Below are 21,290 nucleotides of genomic sequence, written 5' to 3' on the forward strand. Positions count from 1 at the left end.
CTGATGACCGTTCGCCAGGTCTTGGACGAGCTGGGCGGGGTCTCTCGCCGGACGTTCTACCGCTGGCGGGAGCTGGGATACGGGCCGGCTGCTTTCAAGCTGCCCAACGGGGAGCTACGGGTGTGGCGCAGCGACTTCACCACGTGGCTGCGACAGCTGGAGGCCGCAGCGTGAAGTCTCTCGATGTGAAGGTCTGGGCCGTGCGCAAGCGCGACACGAAGACACCCTCGTACGGCGTCCGCTGGTCTGTGGCGGGCAACGTCTTCTCCGACTCGTTCCGCACCAAGGCGCTCGCCGATCACTACCGAGCGAAGCTCATGCGCGCGATGCGTGAGGGCGAGGAGTTCGACAAGAGGTCTGGCCTTCCTGACTCGATGGAGCCGAAGAAGTCGGCTGTGTCCTGGTACGACTTCGCCCTCAGGTATCTCGCCATGAAGTGGCCCCATGCTGCCCCCAACACCCGCGACGGCATCAACGAATCGCTCACCAGCGTGACGGTGGAGCTCCTCGACGAGCGGGCCGGACGGCCGTCCGACCAGGCCATCCGCAAGGCACTCCGCCACTGGGCCTTCGTCCTGCCGGGGCCCGACGACCGAGAGGTCCCGGACGATGTGCGGAACGTCCTTCACTGGGTGTCGAAGGCATCGCGACCGCTCGCCGATCTTGCTGAACCAGCCACGGCCCGTGCGGTGCTGGACTCGCTGAAACTCAAGCTCGACGGCACGGCCGCGGCAGCCGAAACCGTGCGGCGTAAGCGGCGGACTCTCGTCAACGCTGCCAACTATGCGGTCGACCTGGGGGAGCTGCGCGAAAACCCGATCACGGCTGTTCGCTGGCAGAAACCGAAGGTCTCCAACCAGGTTGATCCTCGCGTTGTCGCGAACCCTGAGCAGGCTCGCAATCTCCTGGCGGCCGTCTCCTACGTGGGCGGCTACCGGCGTGCTCGTGGTCGGCGCCTCGTGGGCCTCTTCGCCGCCATGTACTTCGGCGGTCTCCGGCCGGCTGAAGCGATCGGCCTCTCCGAGACGGACCTGGTGCTGCCTCAACGGGGCTGGGGTTCAGTTCTGCTCCACCGGACGCGTCCGTCGGTCGGCAGGCGGTGGACCGACTCGGGGGAGACCCATGACGACCGCGGACTGAAGAACCGGCCGGCCGAGGACGTCAGGCGGGTGCCGATCCCGCCCCACCTCATCGCCGTGCTGCGCGAGCACCTGGAAACCTTCGGCACGGCGGACGACGGGCGGCTCTTCTTCAGCGAGAAGGGTGCGGTCGTTCCGTCCTCCACCTACTACCGGGTCTGGCAGGAGGCTCGTCTCCTCGCGCTGCCGACGGCTGTCGCTGCCTCACCGCTCGCGAGTCGCCCGTACGACCTGCGGCACTCAGCGCTGTCCACGTGGCTCAACGCGGGTGTCGATCCCACCGAGGTAGCTGAGCGCGCCGGCAACAGCGTTGAGGTCCTGCTGACCCGCTACGCGAAGTGCCTCGACGGCCGACAGGACGTCGCCAACCGGCGTATCGAGGACCTGCTTCGCGAGTACGAGTGAGCATGCTGTCGCGGGCGCGGCTGCTGCGACCATCACCGGCGGCTTCCGCCCCTGACCCGTCCGGGGGCCCTCCGGACCCCGGACGACGTGTCAGTTCCCGCCGCGGGACCGTCGGGAGAGCGTTACGGCCACACCACCGGCCAGCAACAGCGCGCCGGCCGCCCAGACGATCCAGCCGCCGCCGAATCCGGTGTCGGCCAGCGGTCCGGACCCTGCGGAAGGGCCGCCCGAAACGGAGCCGGACGCTCCGGCCGCGCCGCCGGAGCCGGACCCGCCGGGCGTACCTCCACCTCCGGACCCGCCGGCCGTGCCGCCGCCCGCGGAGCCGCCCTGCGCCAGCCGCAGAGTCAGCGCCGCGCTGTCGTTGGAGGCGTCGGGGTCGAGCCCCTTCAAGAACTCCAGCGTGCGGACCTGGCCCGTGGAGACGGCCGGGGTACGGGGGCCGATGGCGACGGTGAACGACAGGACGTGTCTGTCCCCCGGGGCGGGATCGCCGAAGTAGCACTGGTAGGAGGACCGGCCCATCCGGGGGCCGGGGTCCGACCCGTCGTCCGTGGGCGGCGGCTGGCAGTTGTCCGGGATCTTCGTGGCCTTCGTGCCCGGCGGCAGCTTGACGAGGACCGGGAGGAAGACGTCGTCGTCGAGGAGGTCCTGCACCACCGCCGGCCCCCGGTCGATCACCGTGGCGTGCAGCGTGGCGTGACCGCCGCGCCGCCCGGTGACGGTGTCCCCGGTGACGGCGAAGTCGGCGTGATTGACGCTGTTGACGTAGGTGGTGAAGTACGGGTCGATGTTCCCGTCGGACGGCATCGCGCCCTTCGGGACCAGGGTCAGCGGGGTCCCGGGGCCGTTCGCCGGGGCGGCGCCGGTCAGCGGGGTGAATTCGTAGAAGATCTTGTCGCGCAGGGCCTCGTCGCCGACCTTGACGCGCAGCGGCGACGACAGCGCGTACTGCCGGCCGGGCTCCACCGGGGTGGGGAAGTCGCACAGGGTCTCGCGCACGATGTGCCCCCCGCGGTCGCCCGCGGGCACGTCGCGGCAGTTGGCCCAGGAGCCCTGGAGGTGCAGCCCGGCCGTGGTGTCGATCCGCAGCCGCACCCCCTTGGCCGCCGGGAGTTGGCCGTTGTTCCACACGTCGAGCGGAAAGGTCAGCATGTCGCCCGGCACCTGGTGCAGCTGCTCGGCGGACGCGCTCACCTTCAGCTGCGTCTTGCCGTTGGTCAGGGTGAGGTGGTCGCCGGTGACCGTGGCGTCCGACGCCGTGCCAAAGACGGTCACGGTGCCGCTGCTGCCGACCGCCGCACCGGGCTTCGGCACCAGCGTGATGGCGTGGAAGTCCGAGGTGGCGGACGCCAGGTCCAGCGTGCAGAGGTTGCCCTCGCAGTGCTCCGACGGTGCCGGCTCGGCGAAGGCGGCCACTCCGGACAGGTCGACGGTCAGGTGGACGTGGTGTGCCGTGCCCCCGCCGGCCACCTTCCACCGGTAGGACAGGTTCACGCTCGCCGGCTCCGTCCCGATGAAGAGCTCGTGCTCGGCGAACCGGACCGTCATCTCTCGTGCGGCGTCCGCCGTGTCGGCGCGGGCCGGACCCGTGCCGAACGCCCCCGCCATCAGCGCCACCGCGCCCGCCGCCGCCATCGCGACCGCGCGTACCCGTGATCGTCGTGCCATCCGACCGAAACCTTCCCCGTGCACCGGGAGGGTCCCGGCCCGCCGTGCTTCACAGGTGTGACCCGCGAGGTGCGGAAATGGTTGCGGCCAGCCGGACTCAGTCGGCGGAATGCTGCGCGTCAGTCTCATCGCCTGGCATCACCTGCGGCGGTTGAGACGAACGGTCGAGAAGCGGCCCGTCAAGAAACGACGTCTTACCGGGACGACGATAACGAGGAACACGGCTGATCGGCTCGTCACCTGCGGGAATGCCCCAAGATCCCGTCCACGCCTCGTCCACAGACCCCGACATGGAGCCGCTTCGGGCTGCACTCGCCTGCACATACGCGAAGACCCCGGCCTCAGCGTTTCCGCTGGTGACGGGGTCTTTGGGCACCTCATACAGGGTGCCCCCGGCAGGATTCGAACCTGCGCACACGGCTCCGGAGGCCGTTGCTCTATCCCCTGAGCTACGGGGGCGTGTCGGGCGCGGTGTTCGCGGCGACGGGTAGAACCCTACCAGCTCTTTCGGGGGCGATTGCCACGGGTTTTGGTGGTCGGAGGCGTCGTGTTGTGAGGGGTGGGGTGGGCAGGGCGGGGGTGTTCGGGCGGGCCGGCCGGGGGAGCGGTGCGGGTCCCGCAGGGGGGAAGTCGGGAAAACCCGGACGCGGCGGTGGGCGCGGACCTACTCTCGAGTTGTGCCAGGCGCGTCCGGTCGGGTGCTTGTTGTGGACGACAACAAGGTCATCCGGCAGCTGATCAGGGTCAACCTCGAACTGGAGGGTCTCGAGGTCGTGACCGCGGCCGACGGTGCCGAATGCCTGGACGTCATTCATTCGGTGCAGCCCGATGTCGTCACCCTCGACGTCGTGATGCCCCGGCTCGACGGGCTCCGGACCGCCGCCCGTCTTCGCGCCGACCCCCGCACGCGGAACGTGCCGCTCGCCATCGTCAGCGCCTGCACCCAGCACGAGGTCGACAGCGGCCTCGACGTCGGCGTCGACGCCTTTCTCGCGAAGCCGTTCGAACCCTCCGAACTCGTACGGCTCGTCCGGCAGTTGATGGATCGACGTGAACTCGACCGCGAGCGTGCCATGAGTGGGGGGAGCCGCGAGGGGAGCGCGGGCAGCAGTCGTGAGGGCGGCTCGCCCGACCCGTCCTTCGAGGACTCCTCCTTCGACGCGGATGCCTTCGGCGGGCGTCCCTTCGACGACGCCTTCGAGGCGGGCACCGGGCCCGACGCCGGCCTCGGCCTCGACGAAACCGAGCGCGCCGGACGCGCCGGGCACTGACCAAGGGTCCCAAGGGTTTCAGTATCCGGTTGTTCCGATCAGCGTCTCGTCTCGTCCTGATCAGTGGTCCGCGTTCTGATCGGCGCCGCCGTCCCGATCAGCGCCGGCGTCGATCATCGCCGGTGACCCCGGTGACCCCGGTGACCCCGGTGACCCCGGTGACCCCGGTGACCCCGGTGACCCCGGTGACCGCCGTGGCTCCGGAGACACCCGTCAACTCAGAGCCCCACCCTCACCACGCTGCCCGTACGGCCAAGAATCCGGCCCCCGGTCCCGGCTCCGCCCCGCCGCAAGCCAGCCCCACCCCGGACCGCACCCGACGTCCAACCCCGGACCCACCCGACCCCCACCTCCACCCCGTCCACATCCCGGACCCCACCCCAAACCCATTAGCCTCCCCACCCCCCTCCTCCCATACGCTTGTCCCGTGACCCCCGTCGAGCTGTCCCGGACCGTGCTGTGCGCGGTGCGGCGTGCTGTCGATTCGGGGGAGCTGAATGTGGCCGTGCCCGCACGGGTCGTGGTGACGGTGCCGGGGCCCGGGGGGTGCGGGGACTACGCGACCAACGTCGCGTTGCAGCTCGCGCGGCCCGCCGGGCGGCCCGCGCGGCAGGTCGCCGAGATCCTGCGGTCGCACATCGGCGGCGCCGCCGGCGTCGCGGGCGTCGAGATCACCGGGCCCGGTTTCCTGAACATCAGCCTGGGCCGCGAGGCCTCCGCCGCCCTGGTGGCGGACGTGCTGGCACGGGGCGCCGGGTACGGACACGGCGACGCCCTCGCCGGACAGGTCGTCGAGCTGCGCGTGCCGTACGACACCCGTGCCGAGGTCGTCGCCGACGCGCTGGTACGGATCGTCGCCACCCAGGGCGGTCGTGCCGAGGTCCGGCACGTCGAGTCGGGGAATCCCCGGTCGGTGCTCGCACCGGAGCATCGGGGGGTACGAGTCGCCGGCCCCCAGGACGCCCACCCCGAGCCCCGCCACCCCGAGGTGCGGCGAGCCGAGGTGCTGCACCCGGAGCCACGTCACCCCGAGGCCCGGCACCCCGAGCCCCGGCACCCGGAGATGCGGCACGCCGAGGCCGGGCACCCCGAGGTGCGGCACGCCGAGGCCGGGCATCCCGAGCCGGTGAACCTGCGCCCCGTACCCGCCCCGGAGGACCCCGCCCCACTGGGCGCCGACGCCGCCCGCTGGGCCCTGCTGCACCCCGCACCGCACGACCGGCCCCGGATCAGCGCGGACCACCTCGTCCAGCGCGAGAGCAACCCTCTCTTCCGGGTCCGTTACGCCCACGCCCGCACCCGGGCCCTGCTTCGGAACGCCGCGGCGCTCGGCTACACCGGCGCCCCCGGCGACGTACGCGACCTGGACCGGGCCGGGGACCTGCTCGGCGCCCTCGCCGAGTACCCGCACGCCCTGCGCGTCGCCGCGGCCGACCGCACCCCCGACCGGCTCGCCCGGCACCTCGTCGTCACCGCCGATGCCCTGCTCGCCGTCCAGCACACCGTGCTGCCGCTCGGCGACGAGAAACCCATGGCCGCCCACCGTGCCCGGCTCGCGCTCGCCGACGCCGCCGGGACGGTGCTGGCCGGCGGCCTGTCCCTGCTCGGCATCAGCGCACCCGACCACCTCTGACTGCCTCAGACACCGCAGAAAGCCGACACCTGAGATGAGCCGTTCCGCACACCCCGCCGGGCCCCGTCACGCCGATGTGCTTCCCGAGGGCCACTACACCGCGCCGCCCGCCGACCTCAACGCCCTCGACCCGAAGGTGTGGTCCCACACCGTGACCCGTACGGCCGACGGCGTCGTCAGTGTCGGCGGCATCGAAGTCACCCGGCTGGCCGAGGAGTTCGGCACGCCCGCCTACTTCATGGACGAGGCCGACTTCCGGGAGCGCGCCCGCGCCTGGCGTACCGCGTTCGGGCACGACGCCGACGTCTTCTACGCGGGGAAGGCCTTCCTGTCGCGTGCCGTCGTGCGCTGGCTGCACGAGGAGGGCCTCAACCTCGACGTGTGCTCGGGCGGCGAGCTGGCCACCGCGCTCTCGGCCGGCATGCCCGCCGACCGCATCGCGTTCCACGGCAACAACAAGTCGGAGACCGAGATCCGCGCGGCGATCGAGGCCGGGGTCGGGCGCATCGTCCTCGACTCCTTCCAGGAGATCGTGCGGGTCTCGCACATCGCGCAGTCGCTCGGCAAGCGCCAGCGGGTGCAGATCCGCGTCACCGTGGGCGTCGAGGCGCACACCCACGAGTTCATCGCCACGGCGCACGAGGACCAGAAGTTCGGTATCGCGCTCGCCGACGGGCAGGCCGCGGAGGCGGTGCGCCGGGCCCTGAATCTGGACGGGCTCGAACTCGTCGGGATCCACAGCCACATCGGTTCGCAGATCTTCGACATGGCGGGCTTCGAGGTCGCGGCCCGGCGCGTGGTGGGGCTGCTCGCCGCCGTCCGGGACGAGCACGGCGTCGAGCTGCCCGAGATCGACCTCGGCGGCGGTCTCGGTATCGCGTACACCAGTGAGGACGACCCGCGTGAGCCGCACGAGATCGCCAAGGCGCTCAGCGAGATCGTGACGCGCGAGTGCGAGGCCGCCAGGCTCCGGACGCCCCGGATCTCGGTGGAGCCGGGCCGGGCGATCGTGGGCCCGACCGCCTTCACGCTCTACGAGGTCGGCACGATCAAGCCCCTCGACGGTCTGCGTACGTACGTCTCGGTGGACGGCGGCATGTCCGACAACATCCGTACGGCGCTGTACGACGCCGAGTACAGCGTCGCGCTGGTGTCGCGCACCTCGGACGCCGACCCGATGCTCGCCCGTGTCGTCGGCAAGCACTGCGAGAGCGGCGACATCGTCGTGAAGGACGCCTTCCTGCCCTCCGACCTGGCTCCGGGCGATCTCATCGCGGTGCCGGCGACCGGGGCGTACTGCCGTTCCATGGCCAGCAACTACAACCACGCGCTGCGCCCGCCGGTCGTCGCCGTGCAGGACGGTGCGGCCCGGGTGATCGTCCGGCGCGAGACGGAGGAGGACCTGCTGCGCCTCGACGTGGGCTGAGCGGCGTTCGAACCGGTGTCGGTGATGTCGGCCGGGAGGTGGTCCGTCCACTCACTCGGCCGACACCGGGGGACGCCGGCTGAGAAGCTTGACCTGCGGCGGAAGATCTCCTGCGGTCCGCCGCCGCGAAAATGAAATAGACGTCTCACGATCCGGACGAGGGATAGAAACTCCAGTCCGGTGAGTGAGACTGGTCGAACCGATGACGGTATGAGGAAACGAGGTCGGATGATGCGTACGCGTCCGCTGAAGGTGGCGCTGCTGGGCTGTGGGGTTGTCGGCTCAGAGGTGGCGCGCATCATGACGACGCACGCCGACGATCTCGCCGCCAGGATCGGAGCCCCGGTCGAGCTCGCGGGTGTCGCCGTCCGGCGCCCCTCGAAGGTCCGCGAGGGCATCGCGCCCGAGCTGGTCACCACGGACGCCACCGCGCTCGTCAAACGCGGCGACCTCGACGTCGTCGTCGAGGTCATCGGCGGCATCGAGCCCGCCCGTACGCTCATCACGACCGCCTTCGAGCACGGCGCCTCCGTCGTCTCCGCGAACAAGGCGCTCCTCGCCCAGGACGGCGCGGCCCTGCACGCCGCGGCCGACGAGCACGGCAGGGACCTCTACTACGAGGCCGCCGTCGCCGGCGCCATCCCGCTGATCCGCCCGCTGCGCGAGTCCCTCGCCGGCGACAAGATCAACCGCGTGATGGGCATCGTCAACGGAACGACGAACTTCATCCTCGACAAGATGGACTCCACCGGCGCCGGCTATCAGGAGGCCCTCGACGAGGCCACCGCGCTCGGGTACGCCGAGGCCGACCCGACCGCCGACGTCGAGGGGTTCGACGCGGCCGCCAAGGCCGCCATCCTCGCCGGGATCGCCTTCCACACGCGCGTGCGCCTCGACGACGTCTACCGCGAGGGCATGACCGAGGTCACCGCCGCGGACTTCGCCTCGGCCAAGGAGATGGGCTGCACCATCAAGCTGCTCGCCATCTGCGAGCGGGCCGCCGACGGCGGGTCGGTCACCGCGCGCGTGCACCCCGCGATGATTCCGCTGAGCCACCCCCTCGCCTCCGTGCGCGGCGCGTACAACGCCGTGTTCGTCGAGTCCGACGCGGCCGGGCAGCTCATGTTCTACGGGCCGGGTGCGGGCGGCGCCCCCACGGCCTCCGCGGTCCTCGGCGACCTGGTGGCCGTGTGCCGCAACAAGCTCAACGGCGCGACCGGACCGGGTGAGTCCGCGTACGCCGCGCTGCCGGTCTCGCCCATGGGCGACGTCGTCACCCGCTACCACATCAGCCTCGATGTGGCCGACAAGCCGGGTGTTCTCGCCCAGGTCGCCACCGTCTTCGCCGAGCACGGTGTGTCGATCGATACGGTTCGCCAGCAGGGCAAGGACGGCGAGGCCTCCCTCGTCGTCGTCACGCATCGTGCGTCCGACGCGTCCCTCACCGGGACCGTCGAGGCGCTGCGCAGCCTCGACACCGTGCGGGGTGTCGCCAGCATCATGCGGGTTGAAGGAGAGTAACCAGCAATGACCCACCAGTGGCGCGGAATCATCGAGGAGTACCGGGACCGGCTGCCGGTATCCGACAGCACGCCGGTCGTGACGCTCCGTGAGGGCGGTACGCCGCTCGTGCCCGCGCAGGTGCTCTCCGAGCGCACGGGCTGCGAGGTCCACCTCAAGGTGGAGGGCGCCAACCCGACCGGGTCCTTCAAGGACCGCGGTATGACCATGGCGATCACCAAGGCCAAGGAGGAGGGCGCGAAGGCCGTCATCTGCGCCTCCACCGGCAACACGTCCGCCTCCGCCGCGGCGTACGCGGTACGCGCCGGGATGGTCTCCGCCGTCCTGGTGCCGCAGGGCAAGATCGCGCTCGGCAAGATGGGCCAGGCCCTCGTGCACGGTGCGAAGATCCTCCAGGTCGACGGCAACTTCGACGACTGCCTCACGCTCGCCCGGTCGCTGTCCGACAACTACCCGGTGGCGCTGGTCAATTCGGTCAACCCGGTGCGTATCGAGGGTCAGAAGACCGCCGCCTTCGAGATCGTCGACATGCTCGGCGACGCTCCCGACATCCATGTGCTCCCGGTGGGCAACGCGGGCAACATCACCGCGTACTGGAAGGGGTACACGGAGTACGCCGCCGACGGCGTCGCGAAGCGGACTCCGCGCATGTGGGGTTTCCAGGCCTCCGGTTCCGCGCCCATCGTGCGCGGCGAGGTGGTCAAGGACCCGTCGACCATCGCCACCGCGATCCGCATCGGCAACCCCGCCTCGTGGAAGTTCGCGCTGGCGGCCCGGGACGAGTCGGGCGGCCTCATCGACGAGGTGACGGACCGTGAGATCCTGCGCGCCTACCGGCTGTTGGCCGCCCAGGAGGGCGTCTTCGTGGAGCCCGCGTCCGCCGCGTCCGTCGCCGGTCTGCTGAAGGCCGCCGAGCAGGGTCTGGTCGACCCGGGCCAGACGATCGTCTGCACGGTCACCGGCAACGGCCTCAAGGACCCCGACTGGGCCGTCGCGGGCGCCCCGCAGCCGGTCACCGTCCCCGTGGACGCGGCGACGGCGGCGGAGCGGCTCGGCCTGGCATGACGCCGTCGGCGGGGGCCGGTCCTTCCCGGTCCGCCCCCGTCGGCCGTGGTCCGGCCCGTCCCGCCCGTCGGGTGCGGGCGCCGGCCCGAAGCGGGTGTGCGCACCCGCCGGGAGCAGGGGTACGCACCGGGCGGAAGCGGGTGTGTGCACCGGCCGAAAGGTGCTCGTGGCCCGACTTGGCGGAAAGCCGCCTGGCGTAAAGCCGCCACGTCGTCGCCGGAACGGCGCCGACAGGCCCGGGAAACGGGCGGATCCTCTCGGACACGGGTGGAAAATCGCCAGAAGCCGACGGAAACCGCCCGACGAAGGGGGCACCCTCGTGGCAACCCGACAGGGGGTGCACAGGGGGCTTACGACACGCATCGTGCGCCTCCTGTGCGCCCTATGTCGCCACAGAACCTTCCTTCGATAGGCTGTACCGAACCCGCCCGCCGCATATGCCGCGGTGCCGCGCCGTCATTGCGGCCTCCGGGTCCTCGGTACGTATCGCAGTTCATCGAGAATCTCGCACATCACGCAGCTCAAGGAGAGTCATCGAGCGATGGCCGGTCCAGCGTTCCGCGCCGCCGCCGTCCGGGTGCGCGTCCCCGCCACCAGTGCCAACCTCGGCCCGGGTTTCGACGCCCTCGGCCTGTCACTGGGGCTCTACGACGACGTGGTCGTCCGGGTGGCCGACTCCGGGCTGCACATCGACATCGCAGGTGAGGGCAGTGACACCCTGCCGCGCGACGAGAGCCACCTCCTCGTACGCTCCCTGCGCACCGCCTTCGACCTGCTGGGCGGACAGCCGCGCGGACTGGAGATCGTCTGCGCCAACCGCATCCCGCACGGACGGGGCCTCGGCTCCTCCTCCGCCGCGATCTGCGCCGGCATCGTCGCCGCGCGCGCGGTGACCATAGGAGGGGACACCAAGCTCGACGACACCGCGCTCCTGGAGCTCGCCACCGAGATCGAGGGACACCCCGACAACGTCGCGGCCTGTCTGCTCGGCGGCTTCACGCTCTCCTGGATGGAGGCCGGCGCGGCCCGTGCCATCAGGATGGATCCCGCCGATTCCATCGTTCCGGTGGTTTTCGTACCGGGAAAGCCGGTCCTCACCGAGACCGCGCGCGGACTGCTGCCACGCACCGTGCCGCACGTCGACGCCGCCGCCAACGCCGGCCGTGCCGCGCTGCTCGTCGAGGCCCTCACCCGGCGCCCCGAGCTGCTGCTGCCCGCCACCGAGGACCGGCTGCACCAGGAGTACCGGGCTCCGGCGATGCCGGAGAGCGCGGCCCTCGTGGAGCGTCTGCGCGCGGACGGAATTCCCGCGGTGATTTCCGGCGCGGGTCCCACAGTCCTCGCTCTGGCGGACCGGGCGTCGGCCGACAAGGTCGCCGATCTCGCAGGTCAGGGCTGGGCCGCCAACCGGCTGGACCTCGACGCCCAAGGGGCGAGCGTGCTGCCGCTCGCACCCGTCGGGGTCAATTGACGGCGCACGGTTGCCGGATTTGGAGAGGGGGAATGTTTGTTGGATCCGGTAGTGTTAACCTCAAGTCTGCACCCGACCCCACCATGGCGAGGTGCTTCGTGTCCCCGTCCGGGACAACCATTCTTCCGGGAGCCTCCCAAACTGCTTTGTGCCATGCATTGGGTGCTATGCGCTGAGCAGTGCTGAGCACGCTCCGGAACCGGCGTGACCGAGCCGATGACACCGCAATTCAGTGCCACGGGCCCGGAATCGTCATCACCAGATATGTCTTCCGCCGCTTTGGCGGACCACCGCCCCGGCACGGTCCACCCAGCAAGGACCAACGTCGGACAGCACAACCGGTCGCCGAGCCAGACAGGCCGACGTCCGCTCCAGGGAAGGACCCTTCGTGAGCGACACCACCGATCTGATGGGCGCACGTGTCGAGGAGACCGCTGCCGCGCCCGCCACGGACGCCTCCGCGCCTGCCACCGGTGCCGGCTCCCGGCGGCGCCGCGGTACCGGCCTCGAGGGCATGGTGCTGGCCGAGCTGCAGCAGGTCGCATCCGGCCTCGGCATCAGGGGCACCGCGCGCATGCGCAAGAGCCAGCTGATCGAGGTCATCAAGGAGGCGCAGGCCGGGGGTGCTCCGGCAGCCAAGGCCGAGGCCGCCGCCGAGACCAAGCCGAAGCGCCGGTCCACCTCGAAGGCTCGTACGGGCGAGGACGCCGCCGCTCCGGCCGAGAAGAAGGCCGAGAAGCCCGCCGCCGAGAAGGCCGTGGCTCAGCAGCAGATCGAGATTCCCGGCCAGCCCGCCAGCGAGGACGCGCCCGTGGAGCGCCGTCGTCGCCGTGCCACCGCCGAGGCCGGCAGCCCCGAGACGGTCGCCGCCGAGGCGAAGGGCGAGGCGAAGGCCGAGACGCAGGGCGAGGCCAAGACCGACACCGCCGAGGGCACCGACGGCCGTCAGGGCCGTCGCGACCGTCGTGACCGCGACCGGGGCGGCCGTGACCGCCGCGGCAAGGGCGACGAGCAGCAGGGCGGCGGCCAGCAGCGTCCGGACCGTCAGCAGCAGGGCGGTGGCGGTGGCCGCCAGGACCGCCCGCAGCGCGACAACGGACCGCGGGTCGACGAGGACGACGACTTCGAGGGCGGCCGCCGCGGCCGGCGCGGACGCTACCGCGACCGTCGTGGCCGTCGTGGGCGTGACGAGATCGCCGAGCCGCAGCTCGCCGAGGACGATGTCCTGATCCCCGTCGCGGGCATCCTCGACATCCTCGACAACTACGCCTTCATCCGTACGTCGGGCTACCTGCCGGGTCCCAACGACGTGTACGTCTCCCTCGCACAGGTCCGCAAGAACGGTCTGCGCAAGGGCGATCACGTCACCGGCGCGGTCCGTCAGCCCAAGGAGGGCGAGCGCCGCGAGAAGTTCAACGCGCTCGTGCGCCTCGACTCCGTCAACGGCATGGCGCCCGAACACGGCCGTGGTCGCCCGGAGTTCACCAAGCTGACGCCGCTCTACCCGCAGGACCGGCTCCGCCTGGAGACCGACCCGGGCGTGCTGACCACCCGCATCATCGACCTCGTGTCGCCGATCGGTAAGGGCCAGCGCGGTCTGATCGTGGCCCCGCCGAAGACCGGCAAGACCATGATCATGCAGGCGATCGCCAACGCGATCACCCACAACAACCCCGAGTGCCACCTGATGGTCGTCCTCGTCGACGAGCGTCCGGAAGAGGTCACCGACATGCAGCGGTCGGTGAAGGGCGAGGTCATCTCCTCGACCTTCGACCGCCCGGCCGAGGACCACACCACGGTCGCCGAGCTCGCCATCGAGCGTGCCAAGCGTCTGGTGGAGCTGGGTCACGACGTCGTCGTGCTGCTCGACTCGATCACGCGTCTGGGCCGTGCGTACAACCTCGCCGCGCCCGCCTCCGGCCGCATCCTGTCCGGTGGTGTCGACTCGACCGCGCTGTACCCGCCGAAGCGCTTCTTCGGTGCCGCGCGCAACATCGAGGACGGCGGCTCGCTGACCATCCTGGCGACCGCGCTCGTCGACACCGGCTCCCGCATGGACGAGGTGATCTTCGAGGAGTTCAAGGGCACCGGCAACGCCGAGCTCAAGCTCGACCGCAAGCTCGCCGACAAGCGCATCTTCCCCGCGGTGGACGTCGACGCGTCCGGCACCCGCAAGGAGGAGATCCTGCTCGGCAGCGACGAGCTCGCCATCACCTGGAAGCTGCGTCGCGTGCTCCACGCGCTCGACCAGCAGCAGGCGATCGAGCTGCTGCTCGACAAGATGAAGCAGACGAAGTCGAACGCCGAGTTCCTGCTCCAGATCCAGAAGACGACCCCGTCGCCGGGCAACGGCAACGACTGACGTCTCCTGCAGCACCGCATCAGAGGGCCGCCCCCGTGCCGGGGGCGGCCCTCTGTGCCGTCCGGGACGGGTGTACGATCACGGCTCCTTTTCAACGCATGAGTCTCAGGGGGGACTTGAGTGGATACGCCCATATCCGGACGGGGGCGTCACAGACGCCGGATACGCATCGCCGTGCCCGTCGCGGCGGCAGGCCTGGCGGCAGCGGTCGCCGGCGCGCTCCTGATGTCGTCCGCGAACGCCGCCACGGCGCTGCCGACGCCGACCGTCAAGCCCAGCACGTCCTCGCCCTCCCTGAGCGAGCTGACGAAGCGGGTCGCGGGAGCCGTGGCGGGCGACGACACCGCGGGGGAGACGACCAAGAAGTCGTCGCTGAGCGCGAGCACGGACAGCGCGAGCGTCGACCCGAAGATCATCGGTGGCAGTGAGACCACCATCACCACCGCCCCGTGGATGGCGCAGCTCTGGTACTACGACGACCGGGGCACCACGAGCGAGAGCGACGACCTCGGCTTCTTCTGCGGCGGCTCCGTCGTGTCGCCGACGAAGATCCTCACCGCCGCGCACTGCGTCAAGGGCTACGACTGGCACGCCAACGGCGCCGTCGTGACGGGCACCGCACAGCTGCCGACCACCGACTCCTCCGGCAACACCAACCTGCACGGCGGCACCGTCTCGGGCGTCTGGCGGCAGTGGAACCACCCCTCGTACAGCTCGACGACCATCGACAACGACATCGCGGTCATCACGCTGCCGAGCCCCGTCACGGCCAAGCCGATCCGCATGACGACGTCCGGTGACACCACCTCGTACGCGTCCGGCACCAAGGCGACGCTGTACGGCTGGGGCCGCACCAGCTCCACCAGCGAGGACATCTCCGAGACGCTGAAGACGGCCACGCTGCCCATCAAGTCCGACACCACCTGCGCCGGCTACTACGGCAGCGACTTCGTCAAGGGCCACATGGTCTGCGCGGGCGACGCGGCGACCGGCAGCGACACCGGGACCACCACGGCGTGCAACGGCGACTCCGGCGGCCCGCTGATCGTCGGCGGCCGTATCGTCGGCATCGTCTCCTGGGGCGTGAAGGACTGCGTCGAGAAGGGCGCGTACAGCGTCTTCTCCAAGGTGAGCACGTACGTGGGCGCGGCCTGGCCGCGAGTGGAGGACACCAACCTCAGCGGCGACCACAAGGCCGACCTCTGGGTGCGCAACTCCTCCACGAAGACCGGGTACGAGAAGGACTCCAAGGGCACCTCGTTCGCCGCCCGTCAGTCGTGGGGCAACTGGAACGGCGTCAACGTCGTGCTCCAGACCGACCTGAACCGCGACGGCTACCAGGACCTCGTCGTCCGCGACAGCAGCAACGGCAACGTCTACTGGTCGCACTACGTCCCGGCGAGCGGGGACTGGTCCACCGACAAGATCTTCAGCAGCTGGGGCACCCGCACCCGCATCATCGCCCCGGGCGACATCACCGGCGACGCGCTGCCCGACATGCTCTCCGTCGACTCCGCCGGAGCGATGTGGGAGTACCCGGGCAAGGGCAACGGCACCTTCTCCGCGCGCATCCAGGTCCGCACCGGCTGGAACCAGTACAACTCCATCCGCGGCCACGGTGACTTCACCGGCGACGGCAAGGCCGACCTGATCGCGCGCAGCAAGACCGGCTCGTACGTGTACCTGTACAAGGGCACCGGCAAGACCGGCAGCGACGCCTTCTCCAGCCGCATCAAGGTGCGCACCTGGAGCGGCTACAACGCCTTCGACGCCCCCGGTGACGTGACCGGCGACGGCAAGGCCGACTTCCTGGCCCGCACGCCCGGCGGCACGCTCTACCTGTACCCGGGCACCGGCAAGGCGACCACGGAGATCTTCGCCACAAGGATCTCGGTCGGCACCGATTTCAAGCAGTACGACATCTTCGGCTGAAATCGCAGGTGAACGCGGGTTCGCCCGCTTTCGCCGGTGACGCAATGTGCCCATCGCGCCACGCGGTGGGCACATTGCGTTGTGCAACCCTTTCCCAGGTTTCCCCGTCTGACCGTACGGAGTGACCATGGAGCGGTACCCGTAGTCACGACCTGATGGGCTTGGCCCTGAAAGCAGGGGGTAACCGACCGCAGACACAGGACTGAGGAGCACATGCCTGCCGAGAGCACGCCGGAACCCGGCATACCGGGGGAGCCCGGCACCAGCGCCCCGCGTCAGCGCGGAAAGGGCCGACGCCGCAAGACGCGCAGCGCGCGGCGCAAGGCCCTCCTGATCACGGCCTGGACGGCCGCGGGTGTGGTCGTGCTGGGGGGTACCGGCGCGGGAATCCTGTACTTCAAGCTCAACGGCAACCTCAAGAACGTCGACATCAACGGCGCCCTCGGCACGGACCGGCCCACGAAGGTCGACAACGGCTCGGAGAACATCCTCGTCCTGGGCTCCGACACGCGCTCCGGCAGCAACAAGAAGCTCGGCGGCGGCGCCGACGACGGCAGCGCCCGGTCCGACACGGCGATGGTCGTGCACGTGTACAAGGGCCACAAGAAGGCGAGCGTCGTCTCCATACCCCGCGACACCCTCGTCGAGCGGCCCTCCTGCACCGACCCCGAGGGCGTCACCCACGACGCGGCCTCCGGCGTGATGTTCAATTCCGCCTACTCGACCGGCGGCGCCGCCTGCGCGGTCAAGACCGTCGAGTCCATGACCGGCATCCGCATGGACCACTACCTCGAGGTCGACTTCAGCGGCTTCCAGAAGCTCATCGACGACCTGGGCGGGGTGGACATCACCACCACCAAGGACATCTCCGACCCGGACAGCCACCTGCATCTGAAGGCCGGCCCGCACACGCTCGACGGCGAGCAGGCACTCGGACTGGTCCGTACCCGGCACGGCGTCGGCGACGGCTCCGACCTCGGCCGCATCCAGCTCCAGCAGGCCTTCATCAAGGCCCTGGTACAGCAGGTCAAGGACGTCGGGGTGCTGACCAGCCCGAAGAAGCTGTACGACCTCGCCGACACCGCGACCAAGACCGTCACCACCGACTCCGAGATCGGTTCGGTCGCCGAGCTCGCGTCCTTCGCCGACGGCCTCAAGGGCATCAACTCCTCCCGCATGACCATGGTGACGATGCCGGTCCAGTACGACGCCGCGGACGCCAACCGCGTCCTCGTCGACAAGGCCAAGTCGAAGCTGGTGTGGGACGCCCTGAAGAACGACCGGGCGATCCCCGCGGCGGCCACCAAGGGCACCGCCACGGGCTCCGCCAAGGGCGTCGTCACTTCCTGAGACACCCGCGGGGGCCCGCCGGGCGCGGGGCTCCCGAGGCGTACGGCGGGGCCCGGTCAACGCTTCGAAGAGGTCCGGGAGCGGTCCGGCAAGGCCCGGGAGCGGTCCGGGGAAGGCCCGGGAGCGGTTCCCGGGACGGCCCGGGAATAGATCCTCCACCACCCCGGTTTTGGGGGATGCGCCCAGTCCTGGCAGACTGGTACGTCGGCTCCGGTTCACGCTCCCGCATCCCGCGGCGGCGACCCGGCGCCCTCCCGAATCTAGGAGACACCTTGAAGCGCGACATCCACCCCGAGTACGTCGAGACGCAGGTCAGCTGCACCTGTGGCGCGTCGTTCACCACGCGTAGCACGATCGAATCCGGCACCATCCGTGCCGAGGTCTGCTCCGAGTGCCACCCGTTCTACACGGGCAAGCAGAAGATCCTCGACACCGGTGGCCGCGTGGCCCGCTTCGAGGCCCGCTTCGGCAAGGCTGCCGCTGCCAAGAAGTAGCGAGCCCACAGCGCCGGTCTCCGGTGTCCCCTGCACGGGGGCGCCGGGACCGGCGCTTTGCGGTGCAGCCCCCTCCCCCGAGCCCGCGCACACGCCCGAGCAGGGGGGACCCCCATGCCGTACCTACGTCCCGAGCCCATGATGGAGCTGGGGACAGTCCATTGGAGCCGGAGATGTTCGAGGCGGTCGAGGAACTCATCGGCGAGCACGCCGACCTGGAGAAGAAGCTCGCTGACCCGTCGGTCCACGCCGACCAGGCCAACGCGCGCAAGCTCAACAAGCGCTACGCCGAGCTGACCCCGATCGTCGCGACGTACCGCTCCTGGAAGCAGGCCGGGGACGACATCGAGACGGCGAAGGAGTTCGCCGCCGACGACCCCGACTTCGCCGCCGAGGTCAAGGACCTGGAGAAGCAGCGCCAGGAGCTCACCGAGAAGCTGCGCCTGCTGCTGGTCCCGCGCGACCCCAGCGACGACAAGGACGTGATCCTGGAGATCAAGGCGGGCGCGGGCGGCGACGAGTCCGCCCTGTTCGCCGGCGATCTGCTGCGCATGTACCTGCGGTACGCCGAGCGCGTCGGGTGGAAGACCGAGATCATCGACTCCACCGAGTCGGAGCTCGGCGGCTACAAGGACGTCCAGGTCGCCGTGAAGACCAAGGGCGGCCAGGGCGCCACCGAACCCGGCCAGGGCGTGTGGGCGCGCCTGAAGTACGAGGGCGGGGTGCACCGCGTGCAGCGCGTGCCGTCGACCGAGTCGCAGGGCCGCATCCACACCTCCGCCGCGGGCGTGCTGGTCACGCCGGAGGCCGAGGAGGTCGACGTCGAGATCCACGCGAACGATCTGCGCATCGACGTGTACCGCTCGTCGGGCCCCGGCGGCCAGTCCGTCAACACGACCGACTCGGCGGTGCGCATCACGCACATTCCCACCGGAGTCGTCGCTTCCTGCCAGAACGAGAAGAGCCAGCTGCAGAACAAGGAGCAGGCGATGCGTATCCTGCGCTCCAGGCTCCTCGCAGCGGCGCAGGAGGAAGCGGAGCGGGAGGCCGCGGACGCCCGCCGCAGCCAGGTCCGCACCGTCGACCGCTCCGAGAAGATCCGTACGTACAACTTCCCGGAGAATCGCATCTCGGACCACCGGGTCGGCTTCAAGGCGTACAACTTGGACCAGGTCCTCGACGGCGACCTCGACTCGGTGATCCAGGCCTGCGTCGACGCGGACTCGGCGGCCAAGCTCGCCGCCGCGTAACAGCGGCGGCGGCAACCAGCACACGACAACAGCTCAGCCCCGGAGGACCAGCGTGAACCTGCTGCTCGCGGAAGTGGCCCAGGCCACCCAGCGGCTGGCCGACGCCGGCGTGCCCTCGCCGCGCAACGACGCGGAGGAGCTCGCCGCCTTCGTGCACGGCGTCAAGCGGGGCGAGCTGCACACCGTCAAGGACGCGGACTTCGACGCCCGTTACTGGGAGGTGACCGCGCGCCGCGAGGCCCGCGAGCCGCTCCAGCACATCACCGGGCGGGCCTACTTCCGCTACCTGGAACTCCAGGTCGGGCCCGGAGTGTTCGTGCCCCGGCCGGAGACCGAGTCGGTGGTCGGCTGGGCCATAGACGCCGTCCGCGCGATGGACGTCGTCGAACCCCTGATCGTGGACCTGTGCACCGGTTCGGGCGCCATCGCGCTCGCCCTGGCGCAGGAGGTGCCGCGCTCCCGCGTGCACGCCGTGGAGCTGTCCGAGGACGCCCTGCGGTGGACGCGCAAGAACGTCGAGGGGTCCAGGGTCGACCTGCGCCAGGGAGACGCCCTGGAGGCCTTCCCTGACCTCGACGGCCAGGTGGACCTGGTGGTCTCCAACCCGCCGTACATCCCGCTGACGGAGTGGGAGTACGTCGCTCCGGAGGCCCGGGACTACGATCCCGAACTCGCCCTGTTCTCCGGCGAGGACGGACTCGACCTCATCCGCGGCATCGAGCGCACCGCGCACCGGCTGCTGCGCCCCGGCGGCGTCGTCGTCATCGAGCACGCCGACACCCAGGGCGGCCAGGTGCCGTGGATCTTCACCGAGGAGCGGGGCTGGGCCGACGCGGCCGACCACCCGGACCTCAACAACCGGCCGCGGTTCGCGACCGCCCGCAAGGCGATGCCGTGAGCACGCGCATCACGTTCCCCAGCCAGCAGTACGTGTACGAGGAGGCCCGCTAAATGGCACGGCGATACGACACCAACGACGCGACCGACCGCACCACCGGTCTGCGTGAGGCAGCGTCCGCCGTCCGCCGTGGCGAGCTGGTGGTCCTCCCGACCGACACCGTGTACGGCGTGGGCGCCGACGCGTTCTCCTCGGAGGCCGTCGCCGACCTGCTGGAGGCCAAGGGCCGGGGCCGCAACATGCCCACCCCCGTCCTCATCGGCTCCCCGAACACCCTGCACGGCCTCGTCACGGACTTCTCCGAGATGGCCTGGGAGCTCGTCGACGCCTTCTGGCCGGGCGCCCTGACGCTCGTCACCAAGCACCAGCCGTCCCTCCAGTGGGACCTCGGGGACACCCGTGGCACCGTCGCCGTGCGCATGCCGCTGCACCCGGTCGCCATCGAACTGCTCACCGAGGTCGGCCCGATGGCCGTGTCGTCCGCGAACCTCACCGGCCACCCGGCGCCGGAGGACTGCGACGCAGCGCAGGAGATGCTCGGCGACTCCATCTCGGTCTACCTGGACGGCGGCCCCACCCCGGGCAACGTGCCCTCCTCGATCGTCGACGTGACCGGAAAGGTGCCCGTACTGCTGCGTGCGGGCGCACTGTCGGCGGACGAGCTCCGGAAGGTCGTACCCGACCTCGAGGTGGCGAATTGACAGCCCCTGACACCTCCCGGCCCGCGGCTCCGCTCGACCAGGGGGCACCCCCATGCGTGGCATAGGCGAGGGGATCACGGAGGCCGGCGGGCTCTCCGGCGGGTCCTTCCGCATCCTCCACGTCAGCACCGGCAACGTGTGCCGTTCGCCGATCACCGAGCGGCTGACCCGCCATGCCGTGGCGGACCGGCTCGGCGACCCCCTGTGGGGCGGTCTGATCGTGGAGAGCGCCGGCACGTGGGGCCACGAGGGCGCGCCCATGGAGGCCAACGCCGAGGCGGTCCTCGCCGACTTCGGCGCGGACGCCTCCGGCTTCGTCGGGCGGGAACTCCTCGACGAGCACGTCATCCGCGCCGACCTGGTCCTGACCGCCACCCGTGACCACCGGGCCCAGGTCATCTCGATGGGCCACTCCGCGGGCCTGCGCACCTTCACCCTGAAGGAGTTCACCCGCCTTGTACGGGCGATAGACCCGACGACGCTTCCGCCGCTGGAGGACGGCGTCGTCGAACGCGCCCGCGCCCTCGTGCGGGCCGCCGCCGCGCTGCGCGGATGGCTGCTGGCCCCGACCGCCGAGGCGGACGAGGTGTACGACCCGTACGGGGCGCCGCTGCCGTTCTTCCGGTCGATCGGGGACGAGATCAACGAGGCGCTGGACCCCGTGGTGACCGCGCTGACGGGTGTGCCGGCCCGGGCCTAGG

16 protein-coding genes, 1 tRNA gene and 1 pseudogene are annotated in these 21,290 nt (G+C 70.7%); 16 read left to right on the forward strand and 2 right to left on the reverse strand.

Features of this window, described 5'->3' with window-relative positions; all coding sequences use genetic code 11:
- Nucleotides 1-3 precede the first annotated feature (3 nt).
- Both ACZ4IF_RS37415 and ACZ4IF_RS37420 read left to right on the forward strand, forming a co-directional pair.
- Entirely contained in the window at nt 4-174 is a 171-nt protein-coding gene (locus ACZ4IF_RS37415) for a helix-turn-helix transcriptional regulator (protein WP_060900682.1), read from the forward strand.
- Entirely contained in the window at nt 171-1,544 is a 1,374-nt protein-coding gene (locus ACZ4IF_RS37420) for a tyrosine-type recombinase/integrase (protein WP_467571453.1), read from the forward strand. Before ACZ4IF_RS37415 ends, ACZ4IF_RS37420 begins: the two co-directional genes overlap by 4 nt.
- A gap of 90 nt (nt 1,545-1,634) precedes the next feature.
- Here ACZ4IF_RS37420 and ACZ4IF_RS37425 read toward each other — a convergent pair whose 3' ends face one another.
- Both ACZ4IF_RS37425 and ACZ4IF_RS37430 read right to left on the reverse strand, forming a co-directional pair.
- Nucleotides 1,635-3,215 (reverse strand): hypothetical protein, encoded by a 1,581-nt coding sequence (locus tag ACZ4IF_RS37425; RefSeq protein ID WP_467571456.1) that lies wholly within the window; start codon nt 3,213-3,215, stop codon nt 1,635-1,637.
- Nucleotides 3,216-3,602: 387 nt separating this feature from the next.
- Nucleotides 3,603-3,674 (reverse strand) — tRNA-Arg (locus ACZ4IF_RS37430).
- 218 nt (nt 3,675-3,892) lie between these two features.
- On the opposite strand from ACZ4IF_RS37430, the pseudogene ACZ4IF_RS37435 reads away from it, so the two are divergent.
- The 14 genes and pseudogenes from ACZ4IF_RS37435 to ACZ4IF_RS37500 form a co-directional block, all read left to right on the forward strand.
- A pseudogene (locus ACZ4IF_RS37435) lies at nt 3,893-4,330 on the forward strand (response regulator); the annotation flags it as partial.
- A 583-nt stretch (nt 4,331-4,913) separates the two neighbouring features.
- Entirely contained in the window at nt 4,914-6,119 is a 1,206-nt protein-coding gene (gene nrtL / locus ACZ4IF_RS37440; protein ID WP_467571461.1) for an ArgS-related anticodon-binding protein NrtL, read from the forward strand.
- A gap of 34 nt (nt 6,120-6,153) precedes the next feature.
- Nucleotides 6,154-7,545 carry a diaminopimelate decarboxylase gene (gene lysA, locus ACZ4IF_RS37445; protein ID WP_359499835.1) on the forward strand — a complete coding sequence of 464 codons (1,392 nt, stop codon included), beginning with the start codon at nt 6,154-6,156 and terminating at the stop codon, nt 7,543-7,545.
- Nucleotides 7,546-7,773: 228 nt separating this feature from the next.
- Nucleotides 7,774-9,066 carry a homoserine dehydrogenase gene (locus ACZ4IF_RS37450; RefSeq protein ID WP_345650257.1) on the forward strand — a complete coding sequence of 431 codons (1,293 nt, stop codon included), beginning with the start codon at nt 7,774-7,776 and terminating at the stop codon, nt 9,064-9,066.
- A 6-nt stretch (nt 9,067-9,072) separates the two neighbouring features.
- Nucleotides 9,073-10,131: a threonine synthase gene (thrC, locus tag ACZ4IF_RS37455; RefSeq protein WP_359499838.1), complete on the forward strand. Its 1,059-nt coding sequence runs from the start codon at nt 9,073-9,075 to the stop codon at nt 10,129-10,131.
- 541 nt (nt 10,132-10,672) lie between these two features.
- Entirely contained in the window at nt 10,673-11,602 is a 930-nt protein-coding gene (thrB, locus tag ACZ4IF_RS37460) for a homoserine kinase (protein ID WP_345650251.1), read from the forward strand.
- Nucleotides 11,603-11,990: 388 nt separating this feature from the next.
- Nucleotides 11,991-13,964 carry a transcription termination factor Rho gene (gene rho, locus ACZ4IF_RS37465; RefSeq protein WP_467571468.1) on the forward strand — a complete coding sequence of 658 codons (1,974 nt, stop codon included), beginning with the start codon at nt 11,991-11,993 and terminating at the stop codon, nt 13,962-13,964.
- 225 nt (nt 13,965-14,189) lie between these two features.
- A complete protein-coding gene (locus ACZ4IF_RS37470) occupies nt 14,190-15,896 on the forward strand; it encodes a trypsin-like serine protease (RefSeq protein WP_467571645.1) in 1,707 nt (568 codons plus the stop codon).
- A 213-nt stretch (nt 15,897-16,109) separates the two neighbouring features.
- On the forward strand, nt 16,110-17,246 hold the full coding sequence (locus ACZ4IF_RS37475; protein ID WP_467571471.1) for an LCP family protein: 1,137 nt from the start codon (nt 16,110-16,112) through the stop codon (nt 17,244-17,246).
- Nucleotides 17,247-17,518: 272 nt separating this feature from the next.
- Complete coding sequence (gene rpmE / locus ACZ4IF_RS37480) at nt 17,519-17,740, forward strand: 50S ribosomal protein L31 (protein ID WP_028804216.1); 222 nt, start codon at nt 17,519-17,521, stop codon at nt 17,738-17,740.
- A gap of 173 nt (nt 17,741-17,913) precedes the next feature.
- The gene (gene prfA, locus ACZ4IF_RS37485) at nt 17,914-18,990 is read left to right on the forward strand and encodes a peptide chain release factor 1 (RefSeq protein ID WP_467571474.1); all 1,077 of its coding nucleotides are present in this window, start codon (nt 17,914-17,916) and stop codon (nt 18,988-18,990) included.
- Between the two features lie 52 nt (nt 18,991-19,042).
- Nucleotides 19,043-19,888 carry a peptide chain release factor N(5)-glutamine methyltransferase gene (gene prmC, locus ACZ4IF_RS37490; protein WP_095936669.1) on the forward strand — a complete coding sequence of 282 codons (846 nt, stop codon included), beginning with the start codon at nt 19,043-19,045 and terminating at the stop codon, nt 19,886-19,888.
- Between the two features lie 53 nt (nt 19,889-19,941).
- Nucleotides 19,942-20,589: an L-threonylcarbamoyladenylate synthase gene (locus ACZ4IF_RS37495; RefSeq protein WP_345650234.1), complete on the forward strand. Its 648-nt coding sequence runs from the start codon at nt 19,942-19,944 to the stop codon at nt 20,587-20,589.
- Between the two features lie 52 nt (nt 20,590-20,641).
- On the forward strand, nt 20,642-21,289 hold the full coding sequence (locus tag ACZ4IF_RS37500) for an arsenate reductase/protein-tyrosine-phosphatase family protein (protein ID WP_467571477.1): 648 nt from the start codon (nt 20,642-20,644) through the stop codon (nt 21,287-21,289).
- Nucleotide 21,290: the final 1 nt, after the last annotated feature.

The organism is Streptomyces sp. NPDC025784, from assembly GCF_055558435.1.